This is a genomic window from Bhargavaea cecembensis DSE10 (assembly GCF_000348905.1).
Taxonomy (GTDB): Bacteria; Bacillota; Bacilli; order Bacillales_A; family Planococcaceae; genus Bhargavaea; species Bhargavaea cecembensis.
The window spans coordinates 35622-50761 of record NZ_AOFT01000014.1; the positions used below are offsets into that span (position 1 = coordinate 35622).

A 15140-nucleotide genomic window follows, 5' to 3' on the forward strand; every position below is an offset into this window, starting at 1 on the left:
CGGCCTCCTACTGTTCTTCTTCGGTGTCTGGTTCGGAAAGTTTGTCCAGGATCTTGCCGTCCACTGCATTAACGAAGTGGTCGGTTTTAGCCCCATCCTCCGATTCTACATGAATATGCCAGGTTGGTACCAGCACTTGCGTTTGTGTAAGCTGGATAAGCGGAGAATAGCCCAGCTTTACTTCCTTGACGTTGGAGCCCGGCTGCACACTGCCCGACCGGACCAGCAGGCTGATTGTCTGTATAGGTGAGTAGAGATTTCTTTTCTCATTCGTTTCCTTCAGATTAAACAGCATACTCTGCTCGTACCGGATGGCTTCCCGTTCTTCGTTCCAATGGACGGTCAGCATCGAATGCTCGTTGTAGAAGATCGTCCTGCCGTCGAACTGCTGGAAAAAAGTCGCAGTCCGCTTTTCTTCATCCACTTCCCACAGCGTGTAGTCCTTGCCGTTCGTCACGTATTCCTCAAGGAACTCTTCAAAATCCAGCTTGCCTTCACTGTCTTCCAGTCCAAACGGCTCTTCAATCTCTGAGATGAGTGTATGTTCTCCTGTGATTCTGGGTGTCTGGCCTTCCAGTTCCCTCAGACCAGTGGAACTGACCGGCATCAATTCGCCGGAAATACGAAAGGCTTCCTTGGTGTCCGGCAGATTGCCGTAAGTGATGTCATCCAATTTCAGCCGGTCTTCGATGCTCGTTTCACCACGCACCTCAAGATCCTCATTGGTCCGGTTCATATAAAGTGAGAACAGGAAAACATTCAGAATGGCGAATACGACAATAAATATGGTCTTTGTCTTACTCCAGTCCACCCATGCCACCTCCTGTTCCGGCTTTTTTCACGGAACGCCATTCCCCGCTTTCCTCAAAGAACCACGCCGGTTCCAGCGCATACAGCGTTTCTCCGTTTCGCTGGGTCTGCTTGAGTTCGTACCCGCGGACAATGTCGTCTACCTCGCTAAATTCAACTTCCGGATTCGCGCGGAGTTCTTCCACCACATCCGTACCTGCCGGAAGACGCTTATCCGTGTTTTCCGGAAGCGGTTCATTCAGCTGGTAGTAGGGCCTTGAATAGCTGGAGATCCGGCTGTTGCCCCAGATCTGGGTGATTTCGGTCAGGGTGAGGTCGCTGTCACTGAATACGGGATAACCCCTTACCTCCATCCGGTATTTGATCTGTTTGCGGAGCGGGTCCATTGAGGAAAGGACGAAGTCATTGGTCCATCCGCTATGTTCATTGACATAGTCCAGACTGTCCACAAGCAGTTCACTGGGGATGGAGACGCCATCATTGCTGTCTCCTTTCATATCTCTGAATCTAAGTGTTTTCATCTCCGTATTGACATTCAACTGCCAGTTGATGTCATGGTACCTTTCCGAATGCGAATGCTCGCCGGTCGGTATTCGCTGGACATTGTTTTTGTCGGGGAACAGCGCCTTTATAAACTCGGAAGGGCTGACTTCCCGCTGGAAAAACGTCATATAACTGACCGTTCTGCTTGTTGATGGCACGAAAAGGGTCCTGGCTGTTTCACGCCCGATGGCCGCATACGGCTCGAACTCTTCCGATCCCTCCAGCAGACTGTTCAGCCGTTCCGGATCTACATTCGTCGCATGCGCAGTAAATCTTCTCCCGCCATCCTGACCGATAAAGTGGACACGGCCAATGTCCGATTGTGTTTCGATGACCATTTGGCTGAAGCTTGATTCCGTAGTCACCGAATCACCGAACCGGAACAGGCTGTCCACAACTCCGAACGGGATTGGGGACCGGAAAAAGAGCGTGACGGAGTCAGGCTGGCTGATGATTTCGTCTGCCTCATCCGCAGTGACTTCCTTGTCCGCCTCAGCCAGGTTCTGGAACGACCATGTCTTCATGAAGTCCATCAGTGACTCGATGTCCTCTTTGTCCGTGGTTCCGGACAGGCCGTCATCAGAAATGGCGAGGATCTTATATGGCCGGATTACCTGACTCAGAGTCTGTTTATCCGCGATTTTGACGTCTGCCTTTGTTGCCGATTCGATCGGCTGATAATTGGAACGGGATGTCCAGATCGAGAATGTCAGCGTAATGCTGATCAGGATCAGGAGGATGAGGACTGCCGACTTGATAGGTTCTACAAATTTCAATCCCATTCACCCGCCTCTACAACCTCGAATGGAAGCGTGAAGAAGATGGTTGTCCCCTTGCCTTCCTCACTCTCCGCCCAGATGTGGCCGCCGTGCGCCTGGATCATTTCCTTGGCGATGGCGAGCCCGAGGCCCGTTCCGCCCATCGCACGCGAGCGGGCCTTGTCCGCACGGTAAAACCGCTCGAAGATCCGTTTCACATTCGCTTCCGGGATTCCCATCCCCTGGTCAGAGACCGCCACTTTGATATGGTCATCCTCCGCCTGTACACTGAACCGGACATTGCCGCCGTCCGGGGAGTATTTCAGGGCGTTGGAGATGATGTTGTCGATGACCTGGGTCATCTTGTCCATGTCGAGCTCCGTGTACAGCGGGCCCGGCGGAATCAGCCTGACGAACTGGACGTCTTTCGATTTCATGAGTTCAAACCGGTCGATGATCCGGTGGAAGAATTTCACGAAGTCCACGATGTCGGTGTTCAGCTCATATTCCCGGCTGTCCATCCGTGAAAGCTGAAGGAGATCCGTGACAAGACGGATCATCCGCTCCGTCTCGGTCTGCGTGACATGCAGGAAGGAAGGCGCAATTTCTTCGTCCTTCCATGCGCCGTCCGCCAGCGCTTCCAGATAGCTCCGCATCGAAGTGAGCGGAGTGCGCAGCTCGTGGCTAACATTAGACACAAATTCCCTGCGCTCCATCTCGATCTTTTCCTGCTCGGTGATGTCGTGCAGGACGACGATCAGGCCGTTTACAAACCCGGTCTCCTTCTGGATGACCGAGAAGTTTGCCCGCAGGATATATGGCCGTTCCTCATCACTGAAGTCGATTGTGACCGGATCCTGCATATCGACCAGGTCCTCAAAGGTGTGCTCCTGTTCAAGGCCGAGCACAGCCGGCACGGGGCGGTTCAGCACGTGCTCGCGGGGAACGCCGAGCATGCCGAGCGCCGTGTCATTGATCAGGATGATGCGGCCCTTCCTGTCGGTCGAGATGACACCGTCCGTCATGTTGGAGAGGACGGTAGCCAATTTTCTCCGTTCGGATTCGGTTGATGACTGCGCCTCCTGGAGACGCGTCGTCAGATGGTTGAATGCCTTGGCCAGGTCGCCGATCTCATCCTGGCCGTACACCCGGACTTTCCGGGCAAAGTTTCCTTTGGCCATGGCGCTCGCCTGCTTGGTCATATCGGCAATCGGACGGGTGATCGTCTGGGCGAGGAGAATGCCCAAAATGACCGTGATCCCGAGGGAAAATGCTGTCCCGCCGGCGAGAATCTGGTTGATGTCATTGATCTGGCTGTACACCTTCTCGATGTTCGATTCAATGTACAGTGAGCCGATCACCTCGCCTCCGGATATGACCGGCATCGCAAGCACCCAGATTCTCCGCTGTGAATCTTCATTCAGATACGTTTTGGAGTATTGGGCACCGGACTGAATCGAGTTTTGGACAAGTTCATCCACCATTGGCTGGTTGACCAGCTGCTGGTTTTCATATTCGGATGTGGCGAGGATCCGCATTTTGGAGTCGATGATCCTCACTTCAAGGATGTCATCAGAGGAAAAACCCGAAAGGACCGATTTTAGACTTTCCTCGGGTGAGGGGTCTTCCTCGGTCCTCTGCCGTGTCATTTCCTCCCTGACGCTGAATTCCAGGAGATTCACCCGGTCCTTAATCGATTCCTGAAAGTTCTTCTCCAGCGTCTGCTCAAGTTCCTGGGCAAAGTAAATGCCGATGACCTGCATCGCGATCAGGATGAGGAGAACGTACATCAGAACGAACTTCAGGTGAATGGACCGGAAAAAGCCGACTTTCTGCATCGGACGTTACTCCTGTTCCGGATTGCGCAGGTAGTACCCGACGCCGCGCCGTGTCACAATCCATGCCGGGTGGCTCGGATTGTCTTCGATTTTCTCGCGGAGGCGGCGGATCGTCACGTCGACCGTCCGCACGTCACCGAAGTAATCATAGCCCCAGACCGTCTGGAGAAGGTGCTCGCGCGTCATGACCTGGCCGATGTGCTTGGACAGATAGTGGAGCAGCTCGAATTCCCGGTGGGTCAGCTCGATCTGCTCGCCGCGTTTCTGGACGAGGTAGGCGTCCGGCTGGATGGTCAGATGGCCGACAGTGATGTCGTTGGACACTTCCTCCTCCGACTCGGCCGGCGCAGCCTGGTGTCGCCGCATGTTGGCCTTTACCCGCGCAATCAGTTCCCGGGTGCTGAACGGCTTCGTGACATAGTCGTCCGCGCCGAGTTCCAGTCCGAGGACTTTATCGATCTCGGAATCCTTCGCGGTCAGCATGATGATCGGAAAATCATATTTCTTCCTCAGCTCGCGGCAAACTTCCATGCCGTCCTTTTTAGGCAGCATGATATCCAGAAGCGCAAGGTCCGGGACAGTTTCTTCCACACGCTCAAGGGCTTCTTCGCCGTCGTAGGCCGTGATGACGTTGTAGCCTTCTTTTTTCAGATTAAACTGGAGGATGTCCGCAATCGGTTTTTCATCATCCACTACAAGAATCGTCTTGTCCATGATGGTCTTCCCTTCTCATTATCAGGTTCGTTCCTGTTTTCCTTATGCTATCACGAGTTTGCAAGTTCCGCATCTTTGTGAGGTCAGGTCTCAACCTATTTAACTGTCCGCCGTCCGGAACTCGCATAACAACGGACAATGATGTCGAATCCGGGAAATAATTGCATCATTTCCCGGGCAATAATCGCCCCCGGACGACATATTTCCCGAGAATATGCCGGGAAATGTCGCATGTTCGAAAAGGACGGCGAGCCCGCCGGCCTGCCGTCCTTTCGTCTCATCATTCGTTTACTGGCTCACAACGGTGAGCGGATCGATCAGCTGTCCGTTCTTGCGCACTTCAAAGTGCAGGTGCACACCGGTGGAGTTTCCTGTGTTCCCCATCACGCCAAGCTTCTGTCCCTGAGCAAGCTTTTGCCCCGGCTTGACGCTGATTGAGGCAAGATGGGCATACAGCGTCGTATAGCCGTTCCCGTGGTCAACCACGACCCGGTTGCCGAAACCGCCCTGAGGGCCTGTTGCCGTGACGGTCCCTGCATCAGCCGCAAGAATCGCCTTTCCGCTCGGGCGGGCGATGTCGATGCCGTTGTGCTGGCGGCCCCAGCGAGGCCCTTTCTTGCTCGAAATGTAGCCGCCCTGTGCAGGCCATGTGAAATTGCCGGTGGCAACGCCAGGCACCGCTTTCGTGCCGTTCAGGATAAGTTCGTCAACCGGCTCTTCAACTACCTGATCTTCCAGTACCTTCTCGGATACTTTCTCCCCGTTCACGGTTTCCGTGACCGACAGCATTTCTTTCCGGCCATCTTTTCCTGCCTGGGCGACTTTTTTCTCACCCTTCAGGATCGTATCGTCATCCTTCGTCACCGTTTCGTGTGCGATCGGTGAAGCTTCACGGTGCTTCCGGGTGACGGTGACCTCCACGAAAGGTTCCTCGTCAAGGACCTTCACCGTGTCACCGGCTGCAAGAGGCCCCTGTGCGTCCATCCCGTCGTTCAGACCGAGCAGCTGGTCCACGGTCATGCCATGCTCCTTGGCGACGGTCTCAGGCGTGTCGCCTTCTGTCGCGGTATAATCCTGCTCAACCGGTCTTTCGGAGAGCAGGAGATCAAGAGCCTCATCTTCCGTTTTGATGTTCTCCGGGTCGGTATACACTTCTTTCGCCTGCAGGTCCGCCTTCAGGGAAAGATGGGTCACCTGTGTCTGTCCTGCTTCAGGCTCCGGGAATTCACCGGCTTCCCGTGCAGCTTCATAAGCCGACAGTTCATCCTCGGTCATATGGGTCAGCTTGACACCGCGGATCAGCCGGTCAAATGCCCCGGTATCCTTCAGATGGAACAGGGTATCTCCGTCCACTTGGACAGCGACCGACTTCGCCTCGACAGCGAGCGACTCATCCAGTGTTTCCTTCACGGATTCTTCGTCGGCCGACTTGGGGTTTCCGAATACTTTCTCCTTCACGACGGAGAGGTCACGGCCGACGACGAGGTCAAGGTCCTCATGGACAGCTTCCGCCTCCGCTTTTTTCTCATCCACCGCATGGTCGATGACTTCAGGGCTTTTGACCGTCCCGATGTATTCGCCGTCTTCATAGACGTGGTATTGGTTATGGAGGCTTTCACTTGCGAAGCCCGTCCCGGTGAAGAGCAGGGAACCCATGAGAACCGCCAACGATACTTTCCTTATTTTACCCAGCCTTCTGTGTCCGGAGGATGGAGAATTTATGTTGGATTTATCTGTGTTTCCTTGCATCTCATTTCCTTGTCCTTTCTGTGTTTCTCTATCTATATCTCTGTATTTATAAACTCAGCCTTAGCCACTTTAACAGTTCATATATATAGGTACAAGAAATGTGGGCCGTTTGTAATGCAAATGTAAAGTGGGACCCAATACCCAGCGAACATTCCAAAATATTCGTTGATTATTTCGGTAAAGTGACAGCCGTGACAGCAGCAGGAAATACAGAAACAGGCAAGGAATTCCGATGGAAGCACAAAAAACCACTCTCCTGGACGGAGAGTGGCCGGAAGCGGCGGCTTAGCGCCAGACGCTCTTGATGACGTTGGTCTGCGTGCGGTCAGGACCGACCGAGAAGATGGAGATCTGGACGCCTGTCAGTTGGGCAATCCGCTCCAGGTAGTGGCGTGCATTTTCAGGAAGTTCGTCAAGGGAACGGACACCTGTAATGTCTTCGCTCCAGCCCGGCATCTCTTCATAGACCGGCTCGCAGCCGTCGAGGACACGGAGGTTCGCAGGGTACTCGGTGATCAGCTCACCCTTGTAGCGGTAGGCGGTGCAAATCTTGACCGTCTCGAGACCTGTCAGCACGTCGATGGAGTTGACCGTCAGATCGGTCAGTCCGCTCACGCGGCGCGCATGGCGGACAACGACGCTGTCGAACCAGCCGATGCGGCGCGGACGGCCTGTGGTCGTGCCGTATTCCTTGCCCACTTCACGGATGCGGTCGCCTGTTTCGTCAAACAGCTCCGTCGGGAACGGACCGTCGCCGACACGGGAAGTGTAGGCTTTGCAGACGCCGACAACGTGGTCGATCTTCGTCGGGCCGACGCCCGCGCCGATTGTGACGCCGCCCGCCACAGGGTTCGACGACGTGACGAACGGGTACGTCCCCTGATCGATATCGAGCATGACGCCCTGAGCGCCTTCAAAGAGGACACGGCGGCCTTCGTCCAGCGCGTCGTTCAGCACTTTTGATGTATCCGTCACATATTGTGCAATCTTTTGTCCATACTCGTAGTATTCGTCGAGGATGTCTTCCACCTTGAAGCCTTCCGTCTCATAGAACTTCTCAAGCAGGCGGTTTTTCTCCTTCAGGTTGCGGGTCAGCTTTTCCTCGAACACTTCCTTGTCGAGAAGGTCGGCGATCCGGATGCCGATCCGGCCGGCTTTGTCCATGTAGGCCGGGCCGATTCCCTTGCCGGTCGTGCCGATCTTGTTGTCGCCCTTGCGGAGTTCCTCGACTTCGTCCAGCTTGATGTGGTAAGGCAGGATGACATGCGCACGGTTTGAGATACGGAGGTTGTCCGTCTCCACCCCGCGTGCATGGAGCCCATCCAGCTCGGTGACAAGCGCCTTTGGATCAACGACCATTCCGTTGCCGATGACCGAGATTTTATCCTTATAGAAAATCCCCGACGGAATCAGGTGAAGCTTATATGTCTCACCGCCGAAAATGATCGTATGACCGGCATTGTTACCGCCCTGATAACGGGAGATGACCTCCGAGTTTTCCGATAGGAAATCGGTGATCTTCCCTTTACCTTCGTCTCCCCACTGCGTTCCGACTACCACCACTGATGGCATAGATCTGCACCTCCGATGGACGGTCTATTGTTCACGTCCGATTTCAAACAGATATAGTGTACCAATGATCCGAGAATGGGTCAAGAAAAACCCGAACGCATGGATGCATTCCAGCATCGAACGTTCGGGTTTTAAAGTTATGCCGGCGGTGCCTCATGTTGGCTCCAATCGACATTGACGAATTTGTTGTATTCCTTCACGAATGCAAGCTTTACCGTGCCGGTCGGGCCGTTACGCTGCTTCGCGACGATGATTTCGATCATGTTCTGGTCTTCGGTCTCTTTATCGTAATAATCCTCGCGGTAAAGGAATGAGACGATATCGGCATCCTGCTCGATCGAACCCGATTCACGAAGGTCGGACATCATCGGACGCTTGTCCTGGCGCTGCTCGACACCACGTGACAGCTGTGACAGAGCGATGACCGGAACTTCCAGCTCACGGGCAAGCCCTTTGAGTGAGCGGGAGATCTCGGAAACTTCCTGCTGGCGGTTCTCGCCGGGTTTTCCGCTGCCCTGGATCAGCTGCAGGTAGTCGATCATGATCATGCCGAGACCGTGCTCCTGCTTGAGGCGGCGGCATTTGGCGCGGATTTCGCTTACCCGGATGCCCGGCGTGTCGTCGATATAGATGCCGGCGTTCGACAAACTGCCCATCGCCATCGTGAGCTTGCGCCAGTCTTCGGCCTCAAGCGCCCCGGTCCGGAGCACCTGCGCGTCGATGTTGCCTTCCGCGCAGAGCATCCGCATGACCAGCTGGTCGGCGCCCATCTCGAGACTGAAGATGGCAACATTCTCGCCGGCCTTCGTCGCCACGTTCTGCGAAACGTTCAGCGCGAAGGCCGTTTTCCCGACGGACGGCCGTGCCGCAACGATAATCAGGTCGTTGCGCTGGAAGCCCGCCGTGATGTGGTCAAGGTCGCGGAATCCTGTCGGAATGCCGGTAACCTCGCCTTTCCGTGTATGGAGAAGTTCGATATTGTCGTACGTCTGGACGAGGACATCCTTGATGTGCTTGAAGTCGCCCGCGTTTTTTCGGCTGGCGACCTCCATCATCTTTTTCTCGGCCTCGGCAAGCACCGCATCGACCTCATCCTCACGGGTGAAGCCATCCTCGACGATGCCCGTTGCAGTCCGGATCAGTCTCCGGAGAAGTGCCTTCTCCTCGACGATCTTCGCATAATACGCGACGTTCGCCGCGGTCGGGACGGCATTGGCAATCTCCGTGAGGTAGGAGATGCCGCCGACGTCCTCGAGCTCTTTTTTCGCAGAAAGCTCTTCTGTGACGGTGACGACGTCGATCGCTTCACCGCGGTCGCTGAGCGTCACCATCGTCCGGAAGATTTTCTGGTGGGATACCCGGTAGAAATCCTCCGGCACTAGCGTCTCCGCCGCCGTGATGAGTGCCTGCGGCTCGAGGAAGATCGCCCCGATCACCGACTGTTCGGCTTCATTGCTGTGCGGCGGGATGCGGTCAAACTGCTGTTCCATTCCGTTCTCTCCTTATTCTTCCGTCACATGCACCTTGAGCGTCGCGGTGACGTCCGGATGGAGCTTGATCGGAACGTTGGTATAGCCGAGCGCGCGGATTGCATCCGGCAGGTCCATCTTCCGCTTGTCGATCTTGATGCCCTGCTGCTTCTCGAGCGCAGATGCAATCTGCTTCGACGTGATCGAGCCGAACAGCCGGCCGCCTTCGCCGGATTTTGCCTTGAGCTCGACGGTCAGCTGCTCGAGTTTTTCCTGCAGTTCTTTTGCTTCGGCCAGTTCCTGGGCGGCATCTTTTTCGGCGCGCTTTTTCTGGCCTTCCAGCTTGCTCAGGTTTGCAGGCGTCGCTTCGACCGCGACGTTATTCTTGAACAGGAAGTTCTGTGCATAACCAATTGAAACTTCTTTGATTTCACCTTTTTTTGCTTTGCCTTTTACGTCTTTAAGGAAGATCACTTTCATTCTTCAGTTCCCCCTTCTGTCATTTCACTGATGGTCTCCCTGAGCTGGACAAGTGCCTCTCTGACGGAGTCCGTATCAAGTTGCGCGGCGGCGTTGGTCAGGTGTCCGCCGCCGCCGAGCCGCTCGGCGATCAGCTGGACATTCAGATCGCCGAGCGAGCGGGCGCTGATGCCGACCCGTCCTTCGGGCCGGAGCGCCACGACAAACGAAGCGACGACGCCTTTCATTGTAAGAAGCGTATCCGCGGTCTGGGCGACAAGAACCGGGCTGTGGGGCTCCCCGTCCGCACCGTAAGCGATCGCGATGCCGCCTTCCAGTACTTCGACGGTCCGGATGATGTCCGCCCGTTCAAGGTACGTGCCGATGTCCTCTCTCATGAACCGCTGGATCAGCACCGTATCGGCACCGTTTGAGCGGAGATAGGAAGCGGCCTCGAATGTTCGCGAGCCGGTCCGGAGCGTAAAGCTTTTCGTATCGACGACGATGCCGGCAAGCATCGTCGTGGCTTCGAGCGGCGAGATTTTTTCGCCTTTCGGCTGGTATTCCAGGAGTTCGGTGATGAGCTCGGCCGTCGAGGAGGCATACGGCTCCATGTAGACAAGAAGCGTATCCTCGATAAACTCCTCGCCGCGGCGGTGGTGGTCGATGACAACCGTCTTTTCCGCCTTGCCGAGAAGCCGCTCATCAACGACAAAATTCGGCCGGTGCGTATCCACGATGACGAGGAGCGTCCGGTCGGTGATGATGCCAAGCGCTTCGTCCGGCGTGATGAAGTGCCTGAACAGGTCGGGCTCCGAGCGGATTTCCTCCATGAGGCGGATGACGCTTGCGTCAAGCTCATCCGGGTTGATGACGACATAGCCCTCGATGCCGTTCAGCTGGGCCATCCTGCGCACACCGACGGCCGCACCGATGGCATCCATGTCGGGAAGCTTATGGCCCATGATGACCACTTGGTCGCTTTCCTGGATCAGGTCGCGCAGGGCATGCGAAATGACGCGCGCGCGGACGCGGGTCCGCTTCTCGACAGGGTTCGTCTTGCCGCCGTAGAACTTCACGCGGCCGCTCGGCTGCTTGATGGCGACCTGGTCGCCGCCCCGCCCGAGGACGAGGTCAAGGCCGGACTGGGCAAGTTCACCGAGTTCCGGAAGGGAATTCGAGTCCGCCCCGATCCCGATGGAGAGGGTGAGGGCCGAGCTTTCCCGAGCCGTTTCTTCGCGGATTGAATCAAGGATCCGGAACTTGTCCTTTTCCAGCTCATGGAGAATTGACTCGTTCAGGACGGCGAGGAAACGGTCCGAGCTGAACCGCTTCACATAAATGCCGTATTCGGCTCCCCAGTCATTGATCCGTGTGGTCACAAGACTGTTCAGGCGGCTTTTCGTCTGGTCATCCATTCCGGATGAGAGTTCATCGTAGTTGTCGACCAGGATCATGCCGAGAACCGTCCGGTCCGCATAGTAGAGCGTTTCGATCTCGAGCTGTTCGGTGATGTCGAACAGGTAGAACAGCTTTTCTTCCGGCTTATAGATGACTTTGTACTGCCTGTTGCCAAGGGAGATGACCCCTTCCGGATCCGCGCCTTCCTTGACGAAGGAGCGGAAATCCTCGGACAGCCCGAACAGCTCTTCGCCGATGAGCGTATCGTGCTCAAGCAGCTGGGACATGTACGGGTTCGCCCATTCGATCGTGAACTGGTCATTGATGAGGATGATCCCGATCGGCATCTCGAGAAGGGCTTCCTCGCCGACCTTCTTCATCCGGACAGACAGGTTTTCGATATGCTTTTCGGTCTCGGCATAAGTTCTTGCCTCGGTGCGCCATGCTGCTGCAAGCGCCAGGATGGCAACGATCAGCCATGCTGCCGCCACCCATTCATTGTAAAGCCATATCGGGACGGTCGCCCCGAGAACAATCACCGTCAGGACCGCAAGCGGTGACCGTATCGGCCGTTGTCTGAAAAAACTTCCCATTCGTCAGCCACTCACTTTCCTTTGCTTCCCGTAATGTACCCCCTCAGCTTGAAGCCGATGTCGATGATCCCGAGCAAAGAAATGATCGGGAACAGCAGCGGCGCCAGGAAGACTGCAAACACGAGGAGCCAGCCCGGTTTGCCGGAGGCATGGAGAAGATATGCGATCAGTGACAGGCCCTGCAGGAAAAACAGCGTCCGCAGGATAAGCATCGCATTCATGACGATCAGATAACCCGTCGAACCGGGCTCGAACTCCCCGACCAGTGATGCAATCAGGACAATTACGTAATAGATGAGAAGTACCGCCGGCAGCTTCATAACGCGGAACGGGGCAAACTTCGGCACCGCCGTGCCCAGCTTCCGCATGACAGGGAAGAGGATGGCGAGCGTCACGAAGGCGGTCCCGTAGGAGACGAAGATAAAGGCGGAAGGAATGAGCGTCTGCACCTGCAGAAGCGCGTCAGACACCATCTCATCATATTCCGGCGGCTTCTGGCCCATGCGGTCCATCAGCTCGCCTGCCTGCGCGTACATCTCGCGCATCTGGCCGGTCAGCTCGGAGATGATATTCATGTTCATCAACAGTGCGGCAGCTGCGTATTGCAGTACCCCGGTAATGAGGACCGCAAGACCCGACGCCATGAAAATATACAGTTTGGATTTGCCGGTCCTCACGCCGTCCCCGATGATGAATCCTACGGGGGCGTTGAGCAGGGCCAGGATCAGCCCGCCCGGACCGGCGATCAGGAGGGAGAGGATGACCCCGGCGCCCGTCACCGTCAGTGACGGTCCGCGGCTGTAGCGCGCGCTGTAGAGCGCCACCGGAAGCGGGATAAAGAACACCGTGAGCACACCGAGGACCGGCACATAGTAAGTGATGGCCGTAAGCAGTGTGAACAAGGCGGCCATCATCGCGCCGAAGGTCAGTCTTCTCGCGTTGTCATTACCCATGGTCAGCCTTCTTTCGGATAGGATATCCACCGGATTTCCAAGTGGAATCTTCCTATCATTGTATCATGTTTTGCTGCAGGGACCAAAAAGGGACGGGCCTCCGGCGGCTGCCCGCGGTGCCTGTCCCCCGAAAGAAAAAAAGACATTCCGGCAAGGGCCGGAACGTCTTTCGTTCTCATGATTAGCGTTCTTCCGCTGTGAATGGAAGAAGGCCCATGATCCGGGCACGCTTGATGGCAACTGTAAGCTTGCGCTGCCATTTTGCGCTAGTACCCGTCACACGGCGTGGGAGGATTTTCCCGCGCTCGGAGATGAATTTTTTAAGCAGATCGACGTCTTTGTAGTCGATGTGCGTGATGTTGTTGGACGTGAAGTAGCAGACCTTACGGCGTCTGCGTCCGCGACGTGGTGCCATACTGGTTCGCCTCCTTTGTTTGTGGATTTACCGGCGTGATGATCAGAACGGCAGGTCGTCGTCCGATACTTCGATCGGTCCGCCGCCCGGCGAGAACGGATCATCATCCGTGCGTGTATAGTTATTCTGATTCGGGGATTGCCCCTGATAATTGTTATTGTTGTAGGACGGCTGGCTCTGCTGAGGCTGACCGCCGTAGGATGGCGGTGCCTGCTGGCCGCGGTCGCCGCCCGCTCCGCGGGGTTCGAGGAACTGGACGCTGTCTGCCACGACTTCCGTCATGAAGACGCGCTTTCCGTCCTGGCCGTCGAAACTGCTCGTCTCGATGCGGCCATCGATACCCGCGAGGCTGCCTTTCCGCAGGAAGTTGGCCACGTTCTCTGCCTGTTTCCTCCAGGTCACCACGTTGATGAAGTCCGCATCCCGCTCCCCGCGCTGGTTCGTGAACGGACGGTTCACGGCAAGGGTGAAGCGGGTGACGGCGATGCCCGACTGCGTGTATTTCAGTTCAGGATCCTTCGTTAGTCGGCCGACCAGGACAACACGGTTAATCATCAGACAACAACCCCCTTTTGTGGATTCTGTTTAACGGAGAATCACTTCTCGTCTTCGCGGATCGCGATGTGACGGATGATGTCTTCGTTGATATTCGCAAGACGTGTGAATTCATCGATCGCAGTTGTAGGCGCGTTGGTTTTTACGATGTGGTAAACCCCTTCGCGGAAGTCGTTGATCTCGTATGCGAGACGACGCTTGCCCCACTCTTTCGACTCGATGATTTCCGCACCTTCAGAAGTGAGGACTCCATCAAAGCGCTCAACGAGTGCTTTTTTGGCCTCATCCTCGATTTTTGGCTGGATGATGTACATGATTTCGTACTTGTTCATCAAGATGTCACCTCCTTGTGGACTTGTGGCCGGCCGCGATGCGGCAGGCAAGGAGTAAAATATTCAATACTTACTCACATCGGTTTATTCTACCACGGTGCCTGTCCGGTTTCAACTATTTTCTATGGAAAGCTCGGAGAGTGATGTTGGCGTATAATTTGTTGTATGGGGCAGGTTGATTTACGCGCCGGGCGCTCGCTTTCCGCGGGCGGTTCGCGAGCCTCCTCGGGCTATGCCCTCTGCTCTAATCAACTTCAAAATCTTTTGAAATTAAATAAACATCATTTCAGGGGGATGACCAATTTGAATCTAGAAGAACTGGATTCGCGGGAGCCGGATCGGGTGATTGATTTGGATCTCCGGCGGGTGATGAAACAGAGTCTTTGGCTGACGGGCGGGGGTGCAGCTGTTCTTTATCTGGTCAGTTTTCTCATCCGGGGAGAGATTTCGTTATCCGTCTCGTTCGGGGGCTTTATGCTCGGGTTGCTGCTGTTCACCGTCGGCTACGTCGTGCTTATCGTGCTGCATGAGGCATGCCACCTTCTCGGTTTCCGGATTTTCGGCGGCGTGCCGTTCCGGAAAATGGCCTACGGGGTGAACCTGGAGATGGGCATCGCTTATGCGACGACCGAAATCCCGCTCCGGAACAAGCCGATGCGGGACGCGCTGCTCCTGCCGCTCTGGCTCACCGGAATCCTGCCGGGCATCATCGGCATCTGGCTGGACAGCCATCTCCTGATTCTGCTGTCGGCATTTCTGATCGGCGGGGCGGCAGGCGATCTGGAGATGAACCGCCAGCTCAGGAAGCTTCCGGACAACTGGCTGATCCGGGATGACCCCGAGAAGCCAAAGCTGTATGCCTATGATCCGCAAGAAAAGGAGGCAACACCGGATGAACCCGGGGGGACAGAAGATGGGCCGCATGAAAACGGCACAACTCATGAAAGCTGACTGACTGACCGCCCGCCATTGCCTGGTC

At 55.8% G+C, this 15140-nt stretch carries 14 protein-coding genes; 1 reads left to right on the plus strand and 13 read right to left on the minus strand.

All coding sequences use genetic code 11. The features are described 5' to 3' along the window. Nucleotides 1-7 precede the first annotated feature (7 nt). The 13 genes from C772_RS12370 to rpsF all read right to left on the minus strand — a co-directional run bounded on the left by C772_RS12370 (nt 8) and on the right by rpsF (nt 14161). Nucleotides 8-811: a two-component system regulatory protein YycI gene (locus tag C772_RS12370; RefSeq protein WP_008300414.1), complete on the minus strand. Its 804-nt coding sequence runs from the start codon at nt 809-811 to the stop codon at nt 8-10. Next, complete coding sequence (locus C772_RS12375) at nt 798-2135, minus strand: YycH family regulatory protein (RefSeq protein WP_008300416.1); 1338 nt, start codon at nt 2133-2135, stop codon at nt 798-800. The genes C772_RS12370 and C772_RS12375 overlap by 14 nt, the downstream gene beginning before the upstream one ends. After that, nucleotides 2126-3949, minus strand: a complete 1824-nt coding sequence (gene walK / locus C772_RS12380; RefSeq protein WP_008300418.1) for a cell wall metabolism sensor histidine kinase WalK — start codon at nt 3947-3949, stop codon at nt 2126-2128. Before walK ends, C772_RS12375 begins: the two co-directional genes overlap by 10 nt. A 6-nt stretch (nt 3950-3955) precedes the next feature. After that, entirely contained in the window at nt 3956-4663 is a 708-nt protein-coding gene (gene yycF / locus C772_RS12385; protein ID WP_008300420.1) for a response regulator YycF, read from the minus strand. Nucleotides 4664-4951: 288 nt separating this feature from the next. Next, a complete protein-coding gene (locus C772_RS16180) occupies nt 4952-6331 on the minus strand; it encodes a peptidoglycan DD-metalloendopeptidase family protein (protein ID WP_051059448.1) in 1380 nt (459 codons plus the stop codon). Between the two features lie 366 nt (nt 6332-6697). Continuing rightward, on the minus strand, nt 6698-7984 hold the full coding sequence (locus C772_RS12395; protein WP_008300424.1) for an adenylosuccinate synthase: 1287 nt from the start codon (nt 7982-7984) through the stop codon (nt 6698-6700). A 137-nt stretch (nt 7985-8121) separates the two neighbouring features. Further along, complete coding sequence (gene dnaB, locus C772_RS12400; RefSeq protein ID WP_008300426.1) at nt 8122-9474, minus strand: replicative DNA helicase; 1353 nt, start codon at nt 9472-9474, stop codon at nt 8122-8124. Between the two features lie 12 nt (nt 9475-9486). After that, nucleotides 9487-9933, minus strand: a complete 447-nt coding sequence (gene rplI, locus C772_RS12405) for a 50S ribosomal protein L9 (protein WP_008300427.1) — start codon at nt 9931-9933, stop codon at nt 9487-9489. Then, nucleotides 9930-11906 (minus strand): DHH family phosphoesterase, encoded by a 1977-nt coding sequence (locus tag C772_RS12410; protein WP_008300429.1) that lies wholly within the window; start codon nt 11904-11906, stop codon nt 9930-9932. Before C772_RS12410 ends, rplI begins: the two co-directional genes overlap by 4 nt. Before the next feature lie 11 nt (nt 11907-11917). Next, nucleotides 11918-12859: a YybS family protein gene (locus C772_RS12415; protein WP_008300431.1), complete on the minus strand. Its 942-nt coding sequence runs from the start codon at nt 12857-12859 to the stop codon at nt 11918-11920. Nucleotides 12860-13040: 181 nt separating this feature from the next. Then, the gene (rpsR, locus tag C772_RS12420) at nt 13041-13274 is read right to left on the minus strand and encodes a 30S ribosomal protein S18 (protein WP_008300433.1); all 234 of its coding nucleotides are present in this window, start codon (nt 13272-13274) and stop codon (nt 13041-13043) included. Nucleotides 13275-13316: 42 nt separating this feature from the next. After that, a complete protein-coding gene (gene ssb / locus C772_RS12425) occupies nt 13317-13829 on the minus strand; it encodes a single-stranded DNA-binding protein (protein WP_008300435.1) in 513 nt (170 codons plus the stop codon). Between the two features lie 41 nt (nt 13830-13870). Then, the gene (gene rpsF / locus C772_RS12430; RefSeq protein WP_008300436.1) at nt 13871-14161 is read right to left on the minus strand and encodes a 30S ribosomal protein S6; all 291 of its coding nucleotides are present in this window, start codon (nt 14159-14161) and stop codon (nt 13871-13873) included. A 294-nt stretch (nt 14162-14455) separates the two neighbouring features. Between rpsF and C772_RS12435 the strand changes: the two genes are divergently transcribed. Further along, the gene (locus C772_RS12435; protein ID WP_051059449.1) at nt 14456-15112 is read left to right on the plus strand and encodes a DUF3267 domain-containing protein; all 657 of its coding nucleotides are present in this window, start codon (nt 14456-14458) and stop codon (nt 15110-15112) included. Nucleotides 15113-15140 lie beyond the last annotated feature (28 nt).